The sequence below is a fragment of the Thioalkalivibrio sp. AKL12 genome (assembly GCF_000377925.1).
Classification (GTDB): Bacteria; Pseudomonadota; Gammaproteobacteria; order Ectothiorhodospirales; family Ectothiorhodospiraceae; genus Thioalkalivibrio; species Thioalkalivibrio versutus.
Genome location: NZ_KB898899.1, coordinates 44,312 through 63,902 on the forward strand (window position 1 = coordinate 44,312; position 19,591 = coordinate 63,902).

The 19,591-nt window shown below is 66.3% G+C and carries 18 protein-coding genes, 4 tRNA genes and 1 other RNA gene; 7 read left to right on the forward strand and 16 right to left on the reverse strand.

All coding sequences use genetic code 11. The annotated features are described in order from the left end of the window. Positions 1-42: 42 nt before the first annotated feature. Both D579_RS0109970 and D579_RS0109975 read right to left on the reverse strand, forming a co-directional pair. Complete coding sequence (locus tag D579_RS0109970; protein WP_018951915.1) at positions 43-429, reverse strand: DUF423 domain-containing protein; 387 nt, start codon at positions 427-429, stop codon at positions 43-45. Then, complete coding sequence (locus D579_RS0109975) at positions 429-764, reverse strand: hypothetical protein (protein WP_018145544.1); 336 nt, start codon at positions 762-764, stop codon at positions 429-431. The genes D579_RS0109970 and D579_RS0109975 overlap by 1 nt, the downstream gene beginning before the upstream one ends. A gap of 372 nt (positions 765-1,136) precedes the next feature. On the opposite strand from D579_RS0109975, the gene D579_RS0109980 reads away from it, so the two are divergent. Continuing rightward, on the forward strand, positions 1,137-1,697 hold the full coding sequence (locus D579_RS0109980) for a hypothetical protein (protein WP_018951916.1): 561 nt from the start codon (positions 1,137-1,139) through the stop codon (positions 1,695-1,697). A 129-nt stretch (positions 1,698-1,826) separates the two neighbouring features. Here the strand turns inward: D579_RS0109980 and D579_RS0109985 are convergent, their stop codons facing one another. From D579_RS0109985 to D579_RS15105, 7 genes are all read right to left on the reverse strand, one after another. Beyond that, positions 1,827-2,597 (reverse strand): class I SAM-dependent methyltransferase, encoded by a 771-nt coding sequence (locus D579_RS0109985; RefSeq protein ID WP_018169890.1) that lies wholly within the window; start codon positions 2,595-2,597, stop codon positions 1,827-1,829. A 5-nt stretch (positions 2,598-2,602) separates the two neighbouring features. Continuing rightward, positions 2,603-2,821: a SlyX family protein gene (locus D579_RS0109990; protein ID WP_018145547.1), complete on the reverse strand. Its 219-nt coding sequence runs from the start codon at positions 2,819-2,821 to the stop codon at positions 2,603-2,605. A 5-nt stretch (positions 2,822-2,826) separates the two neighbouring features. Beyond that, positions 2,827-3,798 (reverse strand): D-2-hydroxyacid dehydrogenase, encoded by a 972-nt coding sequence (locus D579_RS0109995; protein ID WP_018938582.1) that lies wholly within the window; start codon positions 3,796-3,798, stop codon positions 2,827-2,829. 103 nt (positions 3,799-3,901) lie between these two features. Further along, positions 3,902-4,591 (reverse strand): Bax inhibitor-1/YccA family protein, encoded by a 690-nt coding sequence (locus D579_RS0110000; protein ID WP_018145549.1) that lies wholly within the window; start codon positions 4,589-4,591, stop codon positions 3,902-3,904. Between the two features lie 122 nt (positions 4,592-4,713). Then, positions 4,714-6,786, reverse strand: a complete 2,073-nt coding sequence (locus D579_RS0110005) for a SulP family inorganic anion transporter (protein ID WP_018938583.1) — start codon at positions 6,784-6,786, stop codon at positions 4,714-4,716. 488 nt (positions 6,787-7,274) lie between these two features. Further along, positions 7,275-7,364 (reverse strand) — tRNA-Ser (locus tag D579_RS0110010). A 68-nt stretch (positions 7,365-7,432) separates the two neighbouring features. After that, a tRNA-Ser gene (locus tag D579_RS15105) sits at positions 7,433-7,592 on the reverse strand. Positions 7,593-7,737: 145 nt separating this feature from the next. Between D579_RS15105 and D579_RS0110015 the strand changes: the two genes are divergently transcribed. Next, positions 7,738-7,812: transfer RNA gene (locus D579_RS0110015), tRNA-Val, on the forward strand. Between the two features lie 95 nt (positions 7,813-7,907). Here D579_RS0110015 and D579_RS14825 read toward each other — a convergent pair. From D579_RS14825 to pdxH, 3 genes are all read right to left on the reverse strand, one after another. Continuing rightward, a non-coding RNA gene (locus D579_RS14825) (RtT sRNA) lies at positions 7,908-8,038 on the reverse strand. 53 nt (positions 8,039-8,091) lie between these two features. Then, positions 8,092-8,181: transfer RNA gene (locus D579_RS0110020), tRNA-Ser, on the reverse strand. Between the two features lie 105 nt (positions 8,182-8,286). After that, a complete protein-coding gene (pdxH, locus tag D579_RS0110025) occupies positions 8,287-8,931 on the reverse strand; it encodes a pyridoxamine 5'-phosphate oxidase (protein WP_018951917.1) in 645 nt (214 codons plus the stop codon). A 120-nt stretch (positions 8,932-9,051) separates the two neighbouring features. Between pdxH and D579_RS0110030 the strand changes: the two genes are divergently transcribed. From D579_RS0110030 to D579_RS0110040, 3 genes are all read left to right on the forward strand, one after another. Next, on the forward strand, positions 9,052-10,614 hold the full coding sequence (locus D579_RS0110030) for a glutamate synthase-related protein (RefSeq protein WP_026289503.1): 1,563 nt from the start codon (positions 9,052-9,054) through the stop codon (positions 10,612-10,614). 117 nt (positions 10,615-10,731) lie between these two features. Next, a complete protein-coding gene (locus D579_RS0110035; RefSeq protein WP_018938586.1) occupies positions 10,732-11,130 on the forward strand; it encodes a globin in 399 nt (132 codons plus the stop codon). 139 nt (positions 11,131-11,269) lie between these two features. Then, positions 11,270-13,579: a YgiQ family radical SAM protein gene (locus D579_RS0110040; RefSeq protein WP_018951919.1), complete on the forward strand. Its 2,310-nt coding sequence runs from the start codon at positions 11,270-11,272 to the stop codon at positions 13,577-13,579. 12 nt (positions 13,580-13,591) lie between these two features. Here D579_RS0110040 and D579_RS0110045 read toward each other — a convergent pair whose 3' ends face one another. Genes D579_RS0110045 through hpnD form a run of 3 tightly spaced genes read right to left on the reverse strand, consistent with a single transcriptional unit; the run spans position 13,592 to position 16,588 of the window. After that, on the reverse strand, positions 13,592-14,380 hold the full coding sequence (locus D579_RS0110045) for an SDR family NAD(P)-dependent oxidoreductase (protein WP_018951920.1): 789 nt from the start codon (positions 14,378-14,380) through the stop codon (positions 13,592-13,594). Then, a complete protein-coding gene (hpnE, locus tag D579_RS0110050) occupies positions 14,377-15,723 on the reverse strand; it encodes a hydroxysqualene dehydroxylase HpnE (protein WP_018951921.1) in 1,347 nt (448 codons plus the stop codon). The genes D579_RS0110045 and hpnE overlap by 4 nt, the downstream gene beginning before the upstream one ends. Positions 15,724-15,727: 4 nt before the next feature. Next, positions 15,728-16,588 (reverse strand): presqualene diphosphate synthase HpnD, encoded by an 861-nt coding sequence (gene hpnD / locus D579_RS0110055; RefSeq protein WP_018951922.1) that lies wholly within the window; start codon positions 16,586-16,588, stop codon positions 15,728-15,730. 177 nt (positions 16,589-16,765) lie between these two features. On the opposite strand from hpnD, the gene hemN reads away from it, so the two are divergent. Further along, the gene (gene hemN, locus D579_RS0110060) at positions 16,766-18,154 is read left to right on the forward strand and encodes an oxygen-independent coproporphyrinogen III oxidase (protein ID WP_018951923.1); all 1,389 of its coding nucleotides are present in this window, start codon (positions 16,766-16,768) and stop codon (positions 18,152-18,154) included. Positions 18,155-18,455: 301 nt separating this feature from the next. Continuing rightward, positions 18,456-18,653, forward strand: a complete 198-nt coding sequence (locus D579_RS0110065) for a DUF2283 domain-containing protein (RefSeq protein WP_018145559.1) — start codon at positions 18,456-18,458, stop codon at positions 18,651-18,653. Between the two features lie 48 nt (positions 18,654-18,701). Here D579_RS0110065 and hpnC read toward each other — a convergent pair whose 3' ends face one another. Further along, positions 18,702-19,565 (reverse strand): squalene synthase HpnC, encoded by an 864-nt coding sequence (gene hpnC / locus D579_RS0110070; protein ID WP_018951924.1) that lies wholly within the window; start codon positions 19,563-19,565, stop codon positions 18,702-18,704. Positions 19,566-19,591: the final 26 nt, after the last annotated feature.

Here is a 19,591-nt window from a genome sequence, read left to right on the forward strand (position 1 = left end):
ATACGGTCGGGAAGAGGGGGGTGACTGCGCCGTGATTATAGGTCAGCCGCGCCAGGCGGCAATGGCCAACCCGGCCCAGCCGAGGATAAACGCGGTGCCGCCCAGCGGTGCAATCGCGCCGAGGATACGGGGTGCGCCGAGCGCCAGGGCATACAGGCTCCCAGAGAACAGCAGGATGCCAATCACGAACGCCACAGCACTGGCAGCGGCCCAGCCGTTGGCCAGGTGGGCCCACAACGCCGCGACCAGCAGCAGGGCCAGGGCATGGATGAAGTGATACTGGACGCCGGTATGCCAGGTCGCGAGGGCCTGTTCCGTCAGGCGTTCCTGCAGGGCGTGGGCGCCGAAGGCGCCGAGGACGACGGCAGTCCCTCCCAGCAGGGCAGCGATGACAACAAGGGGGCGAATCAGCGGTTCGCTGGCCCCCATCAGGCGTCGTCGCCCATCTCGCTGTCGATGTCCTGGCCGGCGACCCAGCCGTGCTCGCGGGCGCGCTCGATGGCTTCGTTATGGATGCGCTCATGGCGCTCGCGCAGCTCGGGCGGGAGGTTGCTGATGCGCAGGCTGTATTTGTCCCACTCGGCGTTGACCTGGTCATGCAGCATCTGGATGCGCGAGACATCCCAGCCATCGCAGGTTTCGTCCTCCGGGAGGATGCCGAATACCCAGGCATCGCGGATGAAATTGCCGATGGGGGTCATGCCGGCGTACATATCGTTGTACAGGCCTACGTAGGTGCGACTGGAGCGTTTGGGTTCATTCATGCTGCATAGTCTAGGGAAATACTGATGAATGTACACACTCGCGTTGGCACCCCAGGTTCCCCGATCCTGCGTTGCGCCGCTTGCGGGTAGAACCACTACCCGCTGCACGGCGCGCCTTGTCTCGGGGAACCTGGGGTGCCAACCCCATAAACCATTGAATGAAGGGGCTCGGCCGCTTTTGCGTGCGCCCAGCGTTGCGGCTCGCTTATGTAGCTCGGCTACACTTCGCTCACCGCGCCTTGTTCGCACGCAAAAGCGACTCGAGCGCGAGGGTGTACATTCATGAGTATTTCCCTCGGCGTGCGTCCGTCTCAGGCAAAGCGATTTCGACGCGGGGTCCGGGGGGCTTCCGGACGCGAACGGGGATACCAGGTGCACGCAACAAACGACTCGCTGACTCGGGTACGCATCCGCGCCCTGATCAAACTGATGGTTCTCGGGGCCGCCCTGCTGCTGGTTGGGGTGATGCTCCGGTACGCCTTTTCCGGACCGGGCGATACCCGTGGCGAGACGCTGCGGGTGGATCTTGCCGAGATTGCCCCGGGCGATGCCCTGCGTGTGATTCACGGTAGCCGTCACGTGCTTGTGGTCCATCGCGATGCTGCGTGGCAGGCCGCCCTGGCCGGTGATGACGAGCTGGTCGACCCGGAGGCCCGCCGCGGCCAGCAACCGGACGGGCTGGATCGGCCATTGCGCAGCTTCCGGCCCGAGTGGCTGGTGGTGATCGGCGAAAGTGCGGATCTGGGTTGCGAGCTGGACCTGGTCCACCCGGACGAGGCCGACGGCTGGAGCGGTGGCTTTGTCGACCGCTGCCGGGGCGGACGTTACGACGGCGCCGGCCGCGTATATGCGGATCAATCGGCCCGGCGCAACCTGCCCATCCCCGACTATCGCTTCGCCGGGGATGACCAACTGATCCTGGGCAGACCGTGAAGGTGACCTCCCAAGCGGCCCTGGCTCTTTCACCGGGCCCCAGGGGTGACGTGGTTCCGGCAGGCGCCAACTCGCTATGCGCGTGCCTCTGCGGACGCGGAAAACCGTGTCCGGGCTGGACGGTCTGAGTCAGCCGTCCTCCACCTTCGCGAGGGTGATGGCAGGGTAGAGGTCAAAGCGCACGCTCTTGCCCTTGATGCTCGCCTGGGGCGAGTCGGGACCGAGGGCGGGCGCATGCAGCGGGCGCTTGACGATGACGCGACGTTCCACGTTCTGGCGCAGGGTGGCCAGGGTTTGCTCCGCGTCGGGGTCGGCCGCCTCGGGCATCAGCGCCTGCATCAGCTGCATGTCCTTTTTCACCGCGGCCCGCTTGGCCCGTTCCGGGAACATGGGATCGAAGACCGCGGCCATTGCCGGGACGGCGAGATGCGCTGGATCGGCCTTCCCCTCGTGCAGGGTGATGCGTCCGATGATGGGCGCGAGTTCCGGACTGGCCGCCGCGCGTTCCAGCGCGTCGGCGAGCAGGTGGTACACCACGGGATGCCGCTCCCAGGCCGTGACCCGGAAGCCGTGCGCGGCCAGCAGGAGGGTGTCGCGGCCCAGGCCGGCGGAGGCATCCAGCACATGACCGTCACGCGGGAGTCTGCCGAAGGCGCGGATCAGGCCCTCGCGCTGGTGACCGGCATGGGCGAGGCGGTAGCCCTGGCGGCCGGCGGCAAAGTCCAGCTGCAGTCGCAGCGGCGGGTGTACGTCCTCGCGGACCAGTTCGAGCCCGCGGTCTCCCGTCTCCAGCACGAGCGTGGCTTCCCCGGCATGGGCGTAGCCGCGCGCCGCCAAGGCCTGGCGCAGTGCGTTGGCGGCGGACTCGTGGCCGGGGGCCGCGCGTACGGTGAGTGGCATGGGCGTCAGTAGTGCGGCGGGGGTGGTTCGGCGCCCTCCGGCCCGCCGCCGTGCTCCTCGAGGTCGCGCATGCGATCGCGCAGCCACTGGACCTGCTGGCGCAGCTCGGTATTGGCCTGTTGCAGCTCCAGTTGCACGCGGGCCTGCTCCTCCTGGGTGTATTCCTGATGGGCCAGGCGGATCTCCAGATCCTCGATGCGTTTTTGCAGGGCTTCCGAATCCATGTGGGTTACTCCACCACGTTGCGCGGCTGGTCGCTCGCGAAGCCGTGGATATTGGCCGTAACCTCGTCGATCACCCGCTGTCGGGCGGTTCGCGCGGCCCAGGCGGTGTGGGGCGTGAGGACGAGGTTGGGGATATCGTCGGCCAGCAGGGGGTGATCCGCCGGTGGGGGTTCCGGTTCCAGTACGTCGATGCCGGCGCCGCCGAGATGCGCGCTGCGCAGGTACCTGGCCAGGGCCTCGGGATCGACCAGGCCACCCCGGGCGGTGTTCAGCAGCAGGGCCCCCGGACGCATCTGGCGCAGGGCGGCATCATCGATGAGGTGCCGGGTCGTCGCGGTCAGGGGGCAGTGCAGGCTGATGACGTCGCATTGTCCCAGCAACCGTTCCAGCGGCACGCGATCCTCTTGTGCTGCGCGGTCCGGATTCAGGCTCTCGGCGACCAGCACCTCCATGCCAAAGGCCTCGGCGACGCGCGCGGTGGCCCGGCCCAGTACGCCCCAGCCGATGATGCCGAGGCGCATTCCGGCCACCGTGCCGATGGGGTGGTCGAGGAGACAGAACTGATCGGAGGCGCTCCAGCGACCGGCGCGAATGTCCGCGCGGTAGGCGTCCAGTTGGGTGACCAGCGTCAGCAGCAGGGTGAAGACGTGCTGCACCACGGAGTCGGTGGCGTAGTCGCGCGCATTGCTGACGACGATACCCAGGCGGTGGGCTGCTTCCTCGTCGATATTGTTGGTTCCGGTGGCGGCGACGCAGACGAGTCGCAGGCGAGGGGCTGCGGCCAGTACCTCCGCATTCAGCTCGACCTTGTTGGTGACGATCACCTCGGCATCACCGATCCGGCCCAGCCGCTGACCCGGCTCGGTGTGCTCGTGGAAGGACCACTCGGGAAGGCTGGCCCGGAGTTCGGTCAGGTCAAGATCGTCGCGGTCGACCGTGGCGAGATCGAGAAAGACGCCGCGTTGAAGGTGGCTCATGATCGGCGTGTATCCGTATTCAATGAAGATGGTGTCCAATGAAAAGGGCCCCGCTGTGCGGGGCCCTGGAACGCATTCCTGCCGTGCTGTGCAGCGCGGAACCCTAGTTGTCGCCCATGAAGGCGTGGAACAGGTTCAGCAGGTGCAGGAACATCACATAGAGGTTCGCGTACAGCGAGACCGTCATCACGATGTAGTTGGCCTCGGGATCGTGAATCATCCGGCTGGTGTCGAACAGGATGGCGGCCGACAGCAGCAGGACAACCGCGGCCGAGATGGCCAGCGACAGGGCCGGGATCGCCAGGAACAGGTTGGCGACGATGGCCAGCAGGGCGACGATCAGGCCGACGACCAGGAAGCCGCCGAGGAAGCTGAAGTCCTTCTTGGTGGCCAGGGCGTAGCCGGAAAGCGTGACAAACGCGACCGCAGTGGCGGCGAAGGCGTTGCCGACGATCTGTGGCCCGTTCGGCAGACCCAGGTACATGCTCAGGATCGGGCCGAGGAAGAAGCCCAGTACGCCGGTGAAGGCGAAGGTCAACACGATGCCCAGCGCCGAGTTGCGCGCGGCGTGGATGGCGAACGGGCCGCCGATCAGCACCCCCAGCATGATGATCCAGTGCACCGGCGGCGCGTTGACCGCCATGGCGATGAACGCAGTGATCGCGCTGAACGCCAGGGTGAGCGACAGCAGCATGTAGGTCTGCCGGATCACCTTGTTGGTGGAGATGGTCTCGCTGATGGAACCAGTGCTGGACGGATTGCGACTCGAGCGGACGATCTGGTCTCGGGACACGGGTCAACTCCTCATTGGATTCGAAACAAGCACAGTGTAGCGACAAGCGTTCCCGGTTGCAGCGTTTCCCTTGCGGTTTCAGGGCATGCGGGCCGATCACGCGGTGATCGGCCCGGCGCGGGTTACTTGATCGGCTCGCCGACCTTTTCCGAGATGGTCTTCACCGCATGGTCGGTGGACTTGAAGATGTTGTCCTTGCCGATGATGTCGTCCAGCCCCGTGCGCTGCATGACCTCCATGATCTGGGCCTTGACGCCGGCGAACACGAGCGTGATGCCGCGCGCCTTGAGGCGGTGCACCAGTTGATGGATGACCTCTTCGCCGGAGGCGTCGATCTCGTTGATGCCCTTGCCGACGACGATCAGATATTTGGATTGTGGGTGGCGGGCCAGCAGGTCCAGTACGGCATCTTCGAAGTAGGGCACGTTGGCGAAGTACAACGACCCATCGAAGCGCATGATGCCGACCTTCTCGTTGGTCTCCAGGCCGTAGCGCTGGGCCTCGCGCAGGGTGCCGTCCTCGTAGCGTGCCAGTTCCGAGACGCGCGGCTTCATGGTGCGGTACAGATACAGCACGATGGCCAGACCGGCACCGGTGAGGATGCCGTAGTCCAGGTTCGGAGCCATTGCGAGGGTCGCAACGAAGGTCACCACCGCGGCAGCGCCATCGTGCTTGTTGGCCACCCATGCGTGCTTGATGGCCTTGAAGTTCACGAGCCCGGCAACCGCCATCATGATGATCGCAGCGAGGACCGCCTGTGGCAGGTGATAAATCAGCGGCGTCAGGAACAGCAGGGCCAGGCCGATGATCACCGCGGTAAAGACCGAGGCCAGGCCGGTCTTGGCGCCCGAATTCAGGTTGACCGCTGATCGCGAGAACGAGCCGCTTACCGGGTAACCTTGAGTGAAGCCGCCGGCGATGTTCGCCAGACCCTGACCCATCAACTCCTTGCTGGGGTCCAGGCGCTGCCCGGTCCGTGCCGCCATGGCCTTGGCGATCGCGATAGCCTCGGTGAAGCCCACCAGCGCGATGACGAAGGCGGTGGTCAGCAGCGTGGTGAAGGTGCCGAAGGTGATATCCGGGATCGAGAACCCGGGGAGGCCCTGGGGCACATTGCCCACTACGGCGCCGCCGCCATTCAGATGAACGGAATCTTCACCGACCCGTTCGATGCGCCATGCGGCGCGATCGGCGCGTGCACGTTCGGCATCGGTCAGGTGATCGTCTGCAATGAACCGCGCAGGCTGATCATTCTCGCCGGGGACGCGACGCAGCGTGATGTCGCGGATCTCCTCGCGCATGCCGGCAAGTTCGGGGCGCAGTTCATCGCGCTGCAGACGCAGCTGGTCGGCCTCGTGGCGCAGGCGCACGGCCTCGGCGCCCTCCTGTTCCTGGAGCTCTGCTTCCAGCCGGCGGATCTGCTCGTCGAGATCGGCGAGGCGCTTGCCATCGCTCTCGATGGACTGTGCGAGAGTCAGAACCTGGGCCGGGGCGATCTGCTGAAGGGACGTCTCGGCCTTCTGCTCGTAGCCGATTGCCCAGCTCACCAGGATCGCCACGACTACGGCGACTAGTACCCCCGGGATCTTCGGCACGAACCGTTTCATCAGCACCATCAGGCCAATGGCGCCGAGGCCGAACGCCAGTGTGGGCCAGTGGACGCTGCCCAATTCCGTCATCACGCCCCAGAGGCCCAGCATGAAGTGGCCGCTGGTATCAATCGGGACGCCGATGATCTTGTTCAACTGCGACAGGGCGATGATGATGGCCGCGGCATTGGTGAAGCCGACGATGACCGGATGCGAAATAAAGCTGACCAGCGCGCCAAGCTTGAACAACCCCAGCATCAACTGGATCAGGCCCACGATGAATGCCAGGGCAATGGCCAGCATGACAAATTCGGACGAGCCCTCGGCGGCCAGCGGTATCAGCGCCGAGGCGGTAAGCAGCGAGACCACGGCGACTGGGCCGGTGGCGAGCTGGTTCGATGAACCCCACAGCGCGGCGACCATGACGGGCAGGAGGGAGGCGTAAAGCCCGTACACCGGCGGCAGCCCGGCCAGCTGGGCATAGGCCATGGACTGCGGGATCAGGACCAGGGCGACCGAGATCCCGGCGATGAGGTCCGCATTGAGGGTTTGCTTCGTCGGGCGCCAGCTGAGGAAGGGGAACACTCGCAGCAGAATCGAATTCATCGGGTCGCTCGCTTGGCCAGTTCGTGGGGTTGATGACGGCCGGAACCGATGCAATGGGCCCAAAGGCAGTCCGGGCCGGGGCTTGCCAGGGCCGTCGTCACAATACTGGCAGCCGGTGCTGGGCCCGGTCGGATGCGCGGGCGCAGTCGCGAAAGTAGCGCCAGATTATAGGCGGTCAGTCCATTTTCTTCTATCTAACTTGTTCTATATGACACATGCCATATCGGCTATGTGTTGCGAGCAAGCTGCGAAGGGGATTCGTCTGGCGGAGACGGGAGATGACTGCGGCCGGGAGGCTGGAAATGGCGGAGAGGGAGGGATTACGGCCAGCGCCGCTGGCCGCCCTTCGGGCCGCCTTCGCGTCGCTACGGCGTTCCGGCGTCGCGTTGCGCCACCGGTCGAACCCGCTTTCTGGAATCTCGGGTTCGAATCCCGGAACGCTGGGGCTTGGCGGCACAGTGCTTTGAGTGAATTCTGGGGGTTGGGAATGGCGGAGAGGGAGGGATTCGAACCCTCGAGGGGCTTTCACCCCTGCCGGTTTTCAAGACCGGTGCAATCGACCACTCTGCCACCTCTCCGAGGCTGGGCATTGTCTGGCAAGGGGGACGGGCTGGCAACCGGGGGTGGCCCGCGTGGCCTGGCGGCCACGAGAGGGAGGGATAGATTCGGACCTGCGGTCCTCACCCTCCGGGCGTTGCCTGGCGGCAACGTCCTGCGGCGGCTGCGCCGCCTTGTCGAACCCTCGAGGGGCTTTCACCCCTGCCGGTTTTCAAGACCGGTGCAATCGACCACTCTGCCACCTCTCCGAGGCTGGGCATTGTCTGGCAAGGGGGACGGGCTGGCAACCGGGGGCGGTGCCAGGTCTCCTGGCGAAGGGGGCGATGGGAGCGGGATATTCGGCATGCAACGCTTGACGTTCGCTCTCTTGAACCCTAATCTTGTCCGCGCTTCGGGCGGTTAGCTCAGCGGTAGAGCACTGCCTTCACACGGCAGGGGTCACTAGTTCGAACCTAGTACCGCCCACCAGCTTTGAATAACAAGAAAGCGGCCTCGGGAAACCGGGCCGCTTTTTTTGTGCCTGTGAGACGGTCGCATGTGACATGAGAGGTGCTTGCGGAATCTGGCGGAGAGGGAGGGATTACAAGGCACTTCGCGCCTCGCCCTTCGGGTCGTCGCCTGCGGCGACGTTCTGGCATTGCTGCGCGCTGCCAGTCGAACCGTCATTTTCGATTCCTCGGGTTCGAACCCCGAAACTGCAGAGGCCAGACATGCAAAAGGGGCCACTCGGGCCCCTTTGCTTGAATCTGGCGGAGAGGGAGGGATTCGAACCCTCGGTACTCGCGAGAGTACAACGGTTTTCGAGACCGCCCCGTTCGACCACTCCGGCACCTCTCCGAATCTTCTTGTCATGCGGGGTCGAACCGCCACGACGGAGCGAATCCTAGCAGATTCGGTTGGCCGAGCGGTAGCCGGGCCGGGGAAGCGCGGATCAGCGTCTCTCTAAGGCATCAGGCGGGTGATTTCCCAGTCGCTGCCCGCGCGGTGGTATTGGAACCGGTCGTGCAGCCGATTGGGGCGGCCCTGCCAGAATTCGAACAGTTCGGGCTGCAGGCGGTAGCCGATCCAGGCGGGGTCGCGCGGAATGTCGCCCTCCGGGTATTGCTGCTCCAGCGAACGTACGCGCTGCTCGAGTTCGTCGCGGCCGGCGACCGGGTGGCTTTGGGTCGAGGCCGCCGCGGCAATCTGGCTGCCGCGCGGGCGCTGATGGAAGTAGGTATCGGCCAGGTCGCCCGGGAGGGCGGTGACCGGGCCTTCGACCCGGATCTGGCGCTCGGTCTCGGGCCAGTAGAATAACAGGGCGGCCCGCGGGTTTTCGCTCAGGTCCTGGCCCTTGCGGCTGCGCGAGTCGGTGTACCAGGCCAGGCCCTCGGGATCGACGTGCTTGAGCAGAACGGTGCGAGCGGAGGGCTGGCCGTCGGCGTCGGCGGTGGCCAGGATCATGGCGGTGGGGTCCGGGTTGCCGGCTTCGCGGGCGGCCTCCAGCCACTCATTCAGCAGGCTGAGCGGGTTTTCGTGCAGGTCGCCGCGGCGAAGTTCGGCGCGGGTGTAATCGCGGCGGGTATGGCGGTGGTCGGCGGTGCTCATGATGTTCCCCGGGGCTGGATGCGACGACGTCATCATACGGCGCCGGCGAGGATTCGGAAATTTGTGCGACTTTCACTGTCACAGATGACGACGATTCAAACCGAGCGCAAGGAGCATCCGATGGCTGAACCGATTATCGCCGCAGTGGAACCCCGGGGAGTGGAACTGACAAAGGGCGAGGAGTATGCGTTCTGTCGCTGCGGGCGCTCGAAGGATCAGCCTTTCTGCGATGGGTCGCACGAGGGCTCCGGCATCGAGCCGCTGATCTTCACGGCGGAAGAAGACGGCGAGGCGTACCTGTGTCAGTGCAAGCAGTCCGGCAATCTGCCGTACTGCGACGGGACGCATGCGCAATTCGATCAGGACGCGGTGGGTCAGCCCGCGAGCGCGGCGGAAGGGGATTCCGAGGCATCGGATCAGGGCGATCAGGCCCCGAGCCCCCGTAACAGCGAGGTTGAACCGCATGTCGAGTGGATTCACGCCCTGGCACGCGATGGATTGGAGGGTGTGGGCCGCCATGGCACAACGGTGGCCATGGGTGTCCCGCGCGATCGGTTGCCCGCGTGGGACGGGCTGCAGCTCCTGGCGGCGCAACTGGCCACACGCCCGCTCGACGAAGATGCCGACGTGGGCACCTCGCTGGTGATCGGCCCCGAGGCGAAGCGCCCCCTGGAGCTGGCGATTCCGCTGCTGGTGTCGGACATGAGCTTTGGTGCGCTTTCGCGCGAGGCAAAGATCGCCCTGGCGCGCGGGGCAGAGCGGGCCGGGACCGGTATCTGCTCCGGCGAGGGGGGCATGCTGGACGCCGAGCAGGCAGAGAATTCGCGCTACCTGTTCGAGTTGGGACCGGCGCAGTTTGGCTATTCGGACGAGGTTCTGGACCAGATTCAGGCGTTTCACTTCAAGGCCGGCCAGGCCGCGAAGACCGGGCTGGGCGGGGTTCTTCCGGGCAGCAAGGTAAGTGACGAGATTGCGCGGGTGCGTGGGATCGAGGCGGGGCAGGATGCCCATTCACCCGCTGCCCATGCCGACCTGCAAAGTCCGGACGATTTCCGCCGGTTTGCCGACGCGGTACGCGAGAAGACCGGGGGTGTGCCGATCGGATTCAAGCTGTCGGCCAACCACATCGAGGCGGACCTGGCCTTTGCCCTGGAGGCTGGCGCCGATTACCTGATCCTGGATGGCCGAGGCGGCGGTACGGGCGCCGCGCCGGCCCTGCTGCGCGATCACATCAGCGTGCCTACCATCCCGGCGCTGGCACGGACGCGGCGCTTTCTCGATGCCAATGGGGCCACTGGACGGGTGACGCTGCTGGTCACCGGTGGGCTGCGTACGCCCGCGGACTTCGTGAAGGCCCTGGCCCTCGGTGCGGACGGGATTGCGCTCGCCAATTCGGCGATCCAGGCCGTGGGCTGTGTGAGTGCGCGGATGTGCCATACCAATCAGTGCCCCAGTGGTGTCGCGACCCAGGATCCGAAACTGCGCAGCCGGCTGGACCCGCAGGAGGGGAGCGAGCGGCTGGAGCGCTTCCTGAACGGTTCCACCGAGTTGATGAAAGTACTGGCGCGGGCCTGTGGGCATTCCAGTCTGGAGGACTTCGGGCCGAATGATCTGACCACGTTCGATCGCGATCTCGCACGTCTCGCCGGTATCCAGTACGCAGGGGTTCTCGAGGGACGTTGATGGCCGTCCTCTGTAGCTGGGAAACCCTGATGTGTTCCTGCTCCCGGGGGTGATCTGGATTAGCCCCCCTCGGAGCAATCCCGGTAGAATCGCGCTTTTTCGGGAATGGGGGTTTTGATGAGCTACTCCGATGTTCACCAGAGCTACGGGCGTTGTCGGCGGGCCGGCAACTTCGTGGATCGCTTCTACGAACGTTTTCTCGCCGCCGACGAGCGGGTGGCGCAGGCGTTCACGACCACCAACTGGTCGCAGCAGAAACGGGCCCTGGGCCAGGCGGTTTCCACCGCGATCAGCTACGCCGAGGGCGAGAGCTTCGTGGCCCCGACCATGGAAAAGATGGCCGAGGTGCATAGCCGTCATGGCCGCGTACCGGTGGCACCGGAACTCTACGGGGTGTGGCTGAACTGCATGGTGGAGACGGCCCGCGAGGTGGATCCGCGCTGGGAGGAGTCCCTGGCGCAGCGCTGGCGCGGCGCGCTGAGTCCTGCGATCGATCTGTTCATCGAGCGCTACTGACGCGAGCCGGGCCGTTTCCGGCGGCCCGGTCAACCACTGCGAAGTCCCGCCCGCGGGCGTGCCCTGTTGATCTTGGGGCGCCCCCGGCGTGTAATGCGCGCATTTCCTGTTGCCGGCGTCCGCCGGAAGAAGCCTGGTCATGTCCGCAGCACCCGATTCCCTGTTCGCCCGCAAGCCCTACTGGGCCAAGCGCTTTGGCACGGCGCCGTTTCTGCCAACCACGCGCGAGGAAATGGACGATCTCGGCTGGGACAGCTGCGACATCGTGCTGGTGACCGGCGATGCCTACGTGGACCACCCGAGCTTCGGCATGGCGATCATCGGCCGGTTGCTGGAGGCGCAGGGGTTCCGCGTGGGGATCCTTGCCCAGCCGGACTGGACCTCGGCCGAGCCGTTCCGGGCCCTGGGGCGGCCGAACCTGTTCTTCGGCGTAACCGCCGGGAACATGGACTCGATGGTCAACCACTACACCGCGGAGCGGAAGATCCGCTCCAACGATGCCTATACCCCGGGGGACGTGCACGGCAAACGCCCGGACCGCGCGGTGATCGTCTACGCCCAGCGCGCCCGCGAGGCGTACAAGGACGTGCCGGTCGTTGCCGGAGGAATCGAGGCCAGCCTGCGGCGTATCGCGCACTACGACTACTGGCAGGACAAGGTGCGCCGTTCCGTATTGCTGGATTCGCGGGCCGACATCCTGCTGTTCGGCAACGCCGAGCGCGCCTTGGTGGAACTCGCCCATCGCGTCGCGGCGGGCGAGCATCCGCGCGAGATCACGGACCTGCGCGGGACGGCCCTGCTGCGGGATGCCGTGCCCGCCGGCTACGTCGAGCTGGATTCCAGCGAGGTCGATACCCCTGGACCGGTGGATGCCAACCCCGATCCCTACGCCATGGTCTCGCCCGAGACCTGCGCCGATGCCGAGGCACAGGATGCGCAGGCGGCAGGAGCGGAGGCGGGCGCGAAGGTCGTGCGTTTTCACCGGGATATCCCGCGCGGCACCCCGCGCGACCAAACGGTCATCCGTATTCCGGCCTTCGAGCAGGTGAAGGGCGACGCGGTGCTCTACGCGCATGCCTCGCGGGTGCTGCACCTGGAGACCAACCCGGGGAATGCCCGTGCGATCGTGCAGCGCCACGGGGACAAGGAGGTCTGGCTCAACCCGCCGCCGATCCCGCTGTCGACACCCGAGATGGACGCGGTGTTCGATCTGCCCTATGCACGGGCCCCGCATCCCTCCTACGGGGATGCGCGCATCCCGGCCTGGGAGATGATCCGCTTCTCGGTGAACATCATGCGCGGCTGTTTCGGCGGCTGTACGTTCTGTTCCATCACCGAACACGAAGGGCGGATCATCCAGAGCCGCTCCGAGGACAGCGTGCTGCGCGAGATCGAGGAGATCCGCGACAAGGTGGACGGGTTCACCGGCGTGATCTCGGATCTGGGCGGCCCGACCGCCAACATGTACCGCCTGGCCTGCAAGGACCCGAAGATCGAACAGAGCTGCCGGCGACTGTCCTGCGTGTACCCGGGCATCTGCAGCAACCTGGACACCGACCACGCGCCGCTCATTCGCCTGTACCGCAAGGCACGGGCGTTGCCGGGCATCAAGAAGATCCTGATTGCCTCCGGGCTGCGCTACGACCTGGCGATCGAGTCACCGGAGTATGTGAAAGAACTGGTGACCCACCATGTGGGGGGTTACCTGAAGATTGCCCCGGAACATACGGAAACCGGACCACTCTCGCGCATGATGAAGCCGGGCATGGGGACCTATGACCGGTTCAAGGCCATGTTCGAGAAGTACTCGAAGGCGGCCGGGAAGGAGCAGTACCTGATCCCGTATTTCATCGCCGCGCATCCCGGGACCACCGACCAGGACATGCTGCAGCTCGCGCTCTGGCTGAAGCGCAACGACTTCCGCGCCGACCAGGTGCAGGCGTTCCTGCCCAGTCCCATGGCCCTGGCCACCGCCATGTGGCACTCGGGGCGTGACCCGTTGCGCGGCATTCGGCGCACCACCAGCGAACGCGTCCCGGTGCCTCGCGGGGTGCGCGCGAGGCGTCTGCACAAGGCGTTCCTGCGCTATCACGATCCGAACAACTGGCCGCTACTGCGTGATGCCCTGCAACGGATGGGGCGTGCGGATCTGATCGGCAATGGCAAGCATCACCTGGTGCCGACCTGGCAGCCGGCTGGGACCGGTCAGGGTGCGGCACGTCCGTCCACCGGCGGGCGCATCACCCGTGGCGGCAAGGCGCTGAAAAAGCGCGGCCAGACCTTCCAGACGCAGCACAACGGCGTCGAGGCTGCGGCGCGTCCCGGTGGCAAGCCAGCGCCAGCGGGCAAGGCCGGGGCACGCTCTGCCGCGCCCAAGGGCGGCAAGCCGGGCGCGGGTAGTGGGAAGGTGCGCAAAGGGCGCCCGGCCGGAAAACGACCGCGCGCCTGACGCCCCTGCGGTTCAGGACGCCGCGTGGGGGACCGGGACCTGGCCTTCCAGGCTGATGTTCAGACCGGTGGTGGTGCGGTCGCCGGGGTCCAGGAAGTACAGATAGGGGCCAACCACGGCCTCGGGCTCGGGCAGTAGGTCGGGGTTTTCCCCGGGATAATGGCCGGCGCGGAAGCGGGTGCGTACGGGCCCGGTGTCGATACCGTTCACGTGCAGGAAACGCGGTTCGTTGCGATGCTCGTGCGACAGGATGTCGATCAGGCCGTCCTGGGCCGCCTTGGCCATGCCGAAGGCGCCCCAGAAGGCCTTGCGCGCGTTCTGGGTGGACACGACCAGGCTCCCGGTGGGACTGGCCTCCAGCAGCGGCAGGACGGCCTGCGTCAGGAAGAACGGGCCGTGCAGGTTACTGTTGATGACCTTGAACCACAGCTCGGGGTCGTAGTTCTTCATCGGCATCAGGGCGCCGGCCCAGCCGGCGTTCAGTACCAGCCCGTCCAGGCGGCCCAGCGAGTCGCGGATGTTCTCCGCCAGGTCACCATAGTCCTTGACCGTCGCGCCTTCGAGATTCAGTGGGTAGATCGCGGGCTGCGGGTAACCGGCCTGTTCAATCCGGTCATAGACCGCTTCGAGGCCCTTCAGGTCCTTGTCCAGCAGGACCACGATTGCGCCGGCCGCGGCACAGGCCTCGGCAACCGCGCGGCCGATGCCGTCGGCGGCCCCGGTGACCAGGATCACGCGTTCATCGAAGGCGCCGGGTTCCGGGCGGTAGGCGAGCAGGCGGGGAATATCGAGATCGGTCAAGGATGGTCCTCCAGGTACAGGTGCGCCGATTCTAGTCCAGATTGTACGGCCGCTTCGAGCGTGGACGGCAGTGCAGGCGTCAGGTAATCCCCGGCCAGATAACACCCCGGCCAGGGCGTGCGGGCCGGCGGGCGACGTGCATCCAGACCGGCTTGCGCGTCCAGCGTCGCGCGGCGTTCGCAAATGCTGTGGCCGGTCTCGGGTTCGCCCAGTTCGGGGAAGGTTTGGGCCAGGGAGCGGGCGACGGTGCGCCATCGCGCATCCGCCGTCAACGGTTCGAGGTCGTCGGCCGCGGAGATCACGACCGCCAGCCAGTGTGGCGCCCCGGCGACATTCCGCGCGATCAGCCATTGGCCATGCTGGTCCAGCAGCCCCTGTAGTGGCGGAAGATCATCAAGGCGCCGCGCATAGCGCAGGTAGACCGTGCAGATGCTGCGGGCGCCCATGGCATTCAGGCCCTGGTGCGTCGCCTCCCAGCCGGTTTCGTGCGGAAGCAGGGCAGCGGCGGCGGCTGGAGGGGCGGCCAGGATCACGCCGCGCGCCGGGCTCGCCACGCCCTGGCGATCGCGCAGGCGGTAGGGGGCGGCGTCGTGAGTCGTGCTGCGCTCAATGGCGGTGATGCGGCGGCCAAGATCCACTCTAGCGCCACGCTCCCGGAGTTCCTGGACAGCCGGTTCCGGGAACAGCTCGCCGAGTGGCCGCGCGGGGAGGAGAAGGCGCGCGGCCTCCGGGCCATGATTGAGTGCCAGGCGCAGGACGTTCTGGAAGATGCGGGCCGAGGCGGTTCGGGTCGGGGTGTTCATCACCGCCAGGCACAACGGGTCCCACAGGCTCCGAATGAGGGCGTCGGGCTGACGACGCTGGCGCAGCCAGTCGAGGACGGGGAGATCGTCGCGCAGGGGCCGGTGCAACATGGCGGCGGCGCCGGACAGTGCACGCAGGCGTGTACCAAGAGAGTGCTTCGCAAGCGCCCGGTAAAGCGCGGCGGCCAGGGCGGGCAACCGGGGCGAACGCGGTTCCAGCTGGAACGCCGGGTCCTGCGGCCGGCCGGTGGGCTCGAACATGCGCAGGCCGAAGGGCAGGGCCTGAAACGCCTGCTCGGGGTTGATGCCGACCGAACGGATCTGCTGCAGGGTCTGCTGGCAGGCCCCGACCAGGATGTGCTGGCCGTTGTCGAGCGGGGTGCCGTCCAGGTCGAGGCTGCGGGCACGGCCACCGGGGGCCTTGCCGGCCTCGATCAGGTGCACGGGGTGCCCGGCGCGTGCAAGCGCCAGCGTGGCGGTCAGGCCGGCCCAGCCCGCGCCGACCACGACGACGGGCGCGTGGGGTGAGCCGGAGATCATGGCATCAGGTCGCGCGGCGGCGTTGTTCGCGCTTCAGGCGGCGTGCGGTGCGCCACGCGATCCACAACTTGCGGATCGGGGTCAGGCGCACGCGGTGTTCCAGCACGCGGTAGCCATCGTCCGCGATCTCGTCGAGCAGGGTGCGGTAGATGGCCGCCATGATCAGGCCCGGGCGCTGGGCGTAGCGGTCGGCGTCCGGGAGGTGTTCCTCGGCGCGTTCGTAGTAGCGTTGTGCTCGTTCCGCCTGCTCCGCGAACAGGGCGCGGTGGCGGTCGTCGGTGATGTTGATCTGGAATTCCTCCGGCTTGACCCCGTGCTTGCTGAGCTCGTCCATGGGGATGTACACGCGGCCGCGCATGGCGTCCTCGTGCACGTCGCGCAGGATGTTGGTGAGCTGCAACGCCATGCCGAGGTCGTGGGCGTACTTGAGAGTGCGCCGATCGGTGTAGCCGAAGATGTGAGCGGACAGGATGCCCACGACGCTGGCCGCGCGGTAGCAGTACAGCGACAGCGTGGTGAAGTCCGGATAGCTGTCGTAGTCGAGATCCATTTGCATGCCGTCGATGATCTCGTCGAAGTACTCGCGCCCGAGGTCAAAGGCGGCGATGTGCGGCTGCAGGGCCTGGGTGATGGGGTGGCGGGGTTCGCCGGCGAACAGGCGTTCGATCTCCTGGCGCCACCAGTCGAGCTTGGTGCGCGCAATGCTCTCCTCGCTCACCTCGTCGACGATGTCGTCGACTTCCCGGCAGAAGGCGTACAGCGCCGTGATGGCGCGACGGCGATCCGGCTCCAGAAAGCGGAACGCGTAGTAGAAGCTGGAGCCGCTTTGCGCGGCCTTCTCCTCGCAATACTCGTCGGGGGACATGCGCTCTCGCGTGGCGGGTGTCGAACAGGGAGGAGAAGGCTAGCACAGGCAGCACAGGGGGCGGGAGAGGGCGCCCTGAAGGCGGATTGTTGACCTGTATCAAGCTCGGGTCCGGCCTGCGGCCGTAGTCTGCAGAACCAAGGTCGCGAGTGCGCGGCGACGGCTGTGGAGCTCCCAATGGAACAACGCCTGGTGTTTGATCCCGAAATCCTGCGCCGCTACGACGTGAGTGGGCCGCGGTACACGTCGTATCCCACCGCGCCACAGTTTCACGAGGGCTTCGACGACCGCGCCTATGCCGAGGCGGCGCAGGCGACCAACGGGGCCGATCCGGCGCGGCCGCTGTCCCTGTATGTGCATGTGCCGTTCTGCGACACGGTGTGCTTCTACTGCGCCTGCAACAAGGTCATCACCGGAAATTACCAGCGCGCTCAGCGCTACCTGCAGTATCTGGAGCGCGAGGCCGAACTGCAGGGCGAGCTGTTCGACCGGGAACGCACTGTCGGCCAGCTGCACTTTGGGGGGGGCACGCCGACTTATCTTGGCGATGACGATCTGCGCCGGGTGATGGCGACCCTGGCGAGGCACTTCCGCCTGGACGAAAGCGATGCCCGCGAGTTCTCCATCGAGATTGATCCGCGCGCGGTGCGGGCCGGGACCATCCCGCTGCTGGGCGAGCTGGGTTTTAACCGGATCAGCCTCGGGGTGCAGGATTTCGACCCGAACGTGCAGCGGGCGGTGAACCGCATCCAGCCGTTCGAGGTGACCGCGCGGGCGGTGGAGCAGGCGCGGGCCAACGGCTTCGAATCCACCAACCTGGACCTGATCTACGGCCTCCCCTTGCAGACGGTGGAGACCTATACCGCCACGCTGGAACGCGCGCTGGAGCTGCGCCCGGAGCGCCTGGCGATCTACAACTACGCGCACCTGCCGCAGATGTTCAAGACTCAGCGCCAGATCCGCGAGGCCGATCTGCCGGACGCCGCGGAGAAGCTGGCGATCCTCGAGACCACCATCGCTCGCCTGACCGATGCCGGCTATGTCTACATCGGCATGGACCACTTTGCCCTGCCGGACGACGAACTGGCCACGGCCCAGCGCGCCGGGACGTTGCAGCGCAATTTCCAGGGCTACTCCACACGGGCGGAGTACGACCTGGTGGCACTGGGTCCGACGGCCATCGGCAAGGTGGGCGCCACCTACAGCCAGAACCTGCGCGAGCTGGATGCCTATTACGCGCGGCTGGATGCCGGGCGCCTGCCGGTGTTTCGCGGACTCGAACTGAATGCCGACGATCGGTTGCGCCGGGACGTGATTACCGAGCTCATGTGCCATTCGCGCATCGATTTCGCCGCGATCGAGGCGCGCCACGGGATCGTGTTCGGAGAGGTCTTCGGGGATGCACTGGAGCGGCTTCAGGGCATGGAGGCCGATGGACTGGTACGCATCGGCGCGGAGCGCCTGGAGATCCTGCCGCGCGGGCGGTTGCTGCTGCGCAACGTCGCCATGGCCTTCGACGCCTACCTGAAGACGGAGAGCGCGCCGCGCTACAGCAAGGTAGTGTGAGCGGCTTGACGGCGATCGGTTCTCGGCGGAAGCTTTGAACAATAGCAACCGGTAACAGGGACGTTCCGGTGAAGACGACACGTTACTTCGAGACTGTACGCGAGAGGCCGGATCGGCGAATGATCCGGAATCACTGGATCAGTAGTGTAATCGACCAACCGTTGTGCGAAGAAGTCCAAGGCGATGGGCGTATCCGCAGATGGGCTCGTGTCGAGGAGGCTGAAGGACGCTACCTTCGCGTTGTTCTGCTGCCGGATGGAGAAACCGTTCACAACGCCTTTTTCGATCGAGGGTTCCAGCCATGAAACTCCAGTACTTCGGGGATACGGATACGCTTTATATCGAATTCCGAGGCGATAGCGTGGCCGAAACCCGCTCGCTTGACGAGAACACTACCCTGGATGTCGATGCCAGTGGTGGTGTTTGCGCCATTACCTTTGAGCACGCAAGCGAACGAACTGACCTCCAGCACCTTACGGTCGAGGGCATTGCCGCTTGATGCCTTTTAAGCCCTCAGCTTAACCAGGGGTTCTCGGCGGCTCGATCCCTACGGTCTTCGGCGGCGCGGTCGGAGGCTGTGGCTCAGGATGATCCAGGCGTCGCGGGTGCGCAGGCGCGGGCGGGCGAAGACGTCATCCTGCTGCCGCAGCCGCCAGAGGATGCGCGCCCCGCCGTTGATGATCGCTCGGATCTCCAGCCCCATGCGTCCGCGCAGCAGCCCGCCCAGCGGCGCCCCGGCGCGCAGCAGCCGGTCGGCGCGGGCGTATTGAAACTGCATCAGGTTGCGTAGCTGGAAGGTGGTCTGCCCAGTGGCCAGCATCGCTTCGGTCACGCCGTACTGGTCCATCTCTTCCTGCGGCAGGTAGATGCGGTTGTTCTCCCGCAGGTCCTGCTGCAGGTCCTGATAGAAGTTGATCAGCTGCAGCGCCGAGCAGATGGCGTCCGAGTACCCCAGCATCTCGTCGGTCGGGTTGCCGTTCAGGTGCAGCATGAGCCGGCCAACCGGGTTGGCCGAGCGGCGGCAGTAGTCCATGATCTCGCCGAAGGTCGCATAGCGGGGTTGTTCCAGGTCCTGCAGGAAGGCGTCGATCAGGTCGGAAAACGGCGCGGCCGGCAGGTCGAAGCGGGCGCGGGCGTCCGCCAGGGCAATCCATTCGGGTTCGTGCTCGGCGGCGGGGTCTTCCAGGATCTGCACGCGTTCCTGCATCGCCAGCAGTGCCTGGCGCCGCTCGGCGACCGGGCGCGGGTCCTCGTCGGCCAGGTCGTCGGCGTCGCGGGCGAAGCAGTAGATCGCCGCCACGGGGCCGCGCAGGCGGCTGGGCAGCAGCCAGGAGGCCACGGGGAAGTTCTCGTAATGCGCCTTGGCACGCTGGCGACAGTGGCGGTAGGCCGAACGGATACGGGGCGACATGGGTGCTCAGACCCTGTTTCCGGCGT

What these genes read in the sequence shown, in the direction of transcription:
- D579_RS0109985 (WP_018169890.1), bottom strand. Translation starts at nt 2,597, where the DNA reads ATGCCACTCACCGTACGCGCGGCCCCCGGCCACGAGTCCGCCGCCAAC.
- D579_RS0110065 (WP_018145559.1), top strand. Translation starts at nt 18,456, where the DNA reads ATGAAACTCCAGTACTTCGGGGATACGGATACGCTTTATATCGAATTC.
- D579_RS0109990 (WP_018145547.1), bottom strand. Translation starts at nt 2,821, where the DNA reads ATGGATTCGGAAGCCCTGCAAAAACGCATCGAGGATCTGGAGATCCGC.
- D579_RS0109970 (WP_018951915.1), bottom strand. Translation starts at nt 429, where the DNA reads ATGGGGGCCAGCGAACCGCTGATTCGCCCCCTTGTTGTCATCGCTGCC.
- hpnC (WP_018951924.1), bottom strand. Translation starts at nt 19,565, where the DNA reads ATGTCGCCCCGTATCCGTTCGGCCTACCGCCACTGTCGCCAGCGTGCC.
- hpnD (WP_018951922.1), bottom strand. Translation starts at nt 16,588, where the DNA reads ATGTCCCCCGACGAGTATTGCGAGGAGAAGGCCGCGCAAAGCGGCTCC.
- D579_RS0110035 (WP_018938586.1), top strand. Translation starts at nt 10,732, where the DNA reads ATGAGCTACTCCGATGTTCACCAGAGCTACGGGCGTTGTCGGCGGGCC.
- D579_RS0110005 (WP_018938583.1), bottom strand. Translation starts at nt 6,786, where the DNA reads ATGAATTCGATTCTGCTGCGAGTGTTCCCCTTCCTCAGCTGGCGCCCG.
- D579_RS0109995 (WP_018938582.1), bottom strand. Translation starts at nt 3,798, where the DNA reads ATGAGCCACCTTCAACGCGGCGTCTTTCTCGATCTCGCCACGGTCGAC.
- D579_RS0109975 (WP_018145544.1), bottom strand. Translation starts at nt 764, where the DNA reads ATGAATGAACCCAAACGCTCCAGTCGCACCTACGTAGGCCTGTACAAC.
- D579_RS0110040 (WP_018951919.1), top strand. Translation starts at nt 11,270, where the DNA reads ATGTCCGCAGCACCCGATTCCCTGTTCGCCCGCAAGCCCTACTGGGCC.
- hemN (WP_018951923.1), top strand. Translation starts at nt 16,766, where the DNA reads ATGGAACAACGCCTGGTGTTTGATCCCGAAATCCTGCGCCGCTACGAC.
- hpnE (WP_018951921.1), bottom strand. Translation starts at nt 15,723, where the DNA reads ATGATCTCCGGCTCACCCCACGCGCCCGTCGTCGTGGTCGGCGCGGGC.
- pdxH (WP_018951917.1), bottom strand. Translation starts at nt 8,931, where the DNA reads ATGAGCACCGCCGACCACCGCCATACCCGCCGCGATTACACCCGCGCC.
- D579_RS0110030 (WP_026289503.1), top strand. Translation starts at nt 9,052, where the DNA reads ATGGCTGAACCGATTATCGCCGCAGTGGAACCCCGGGGAGTGGAACTG.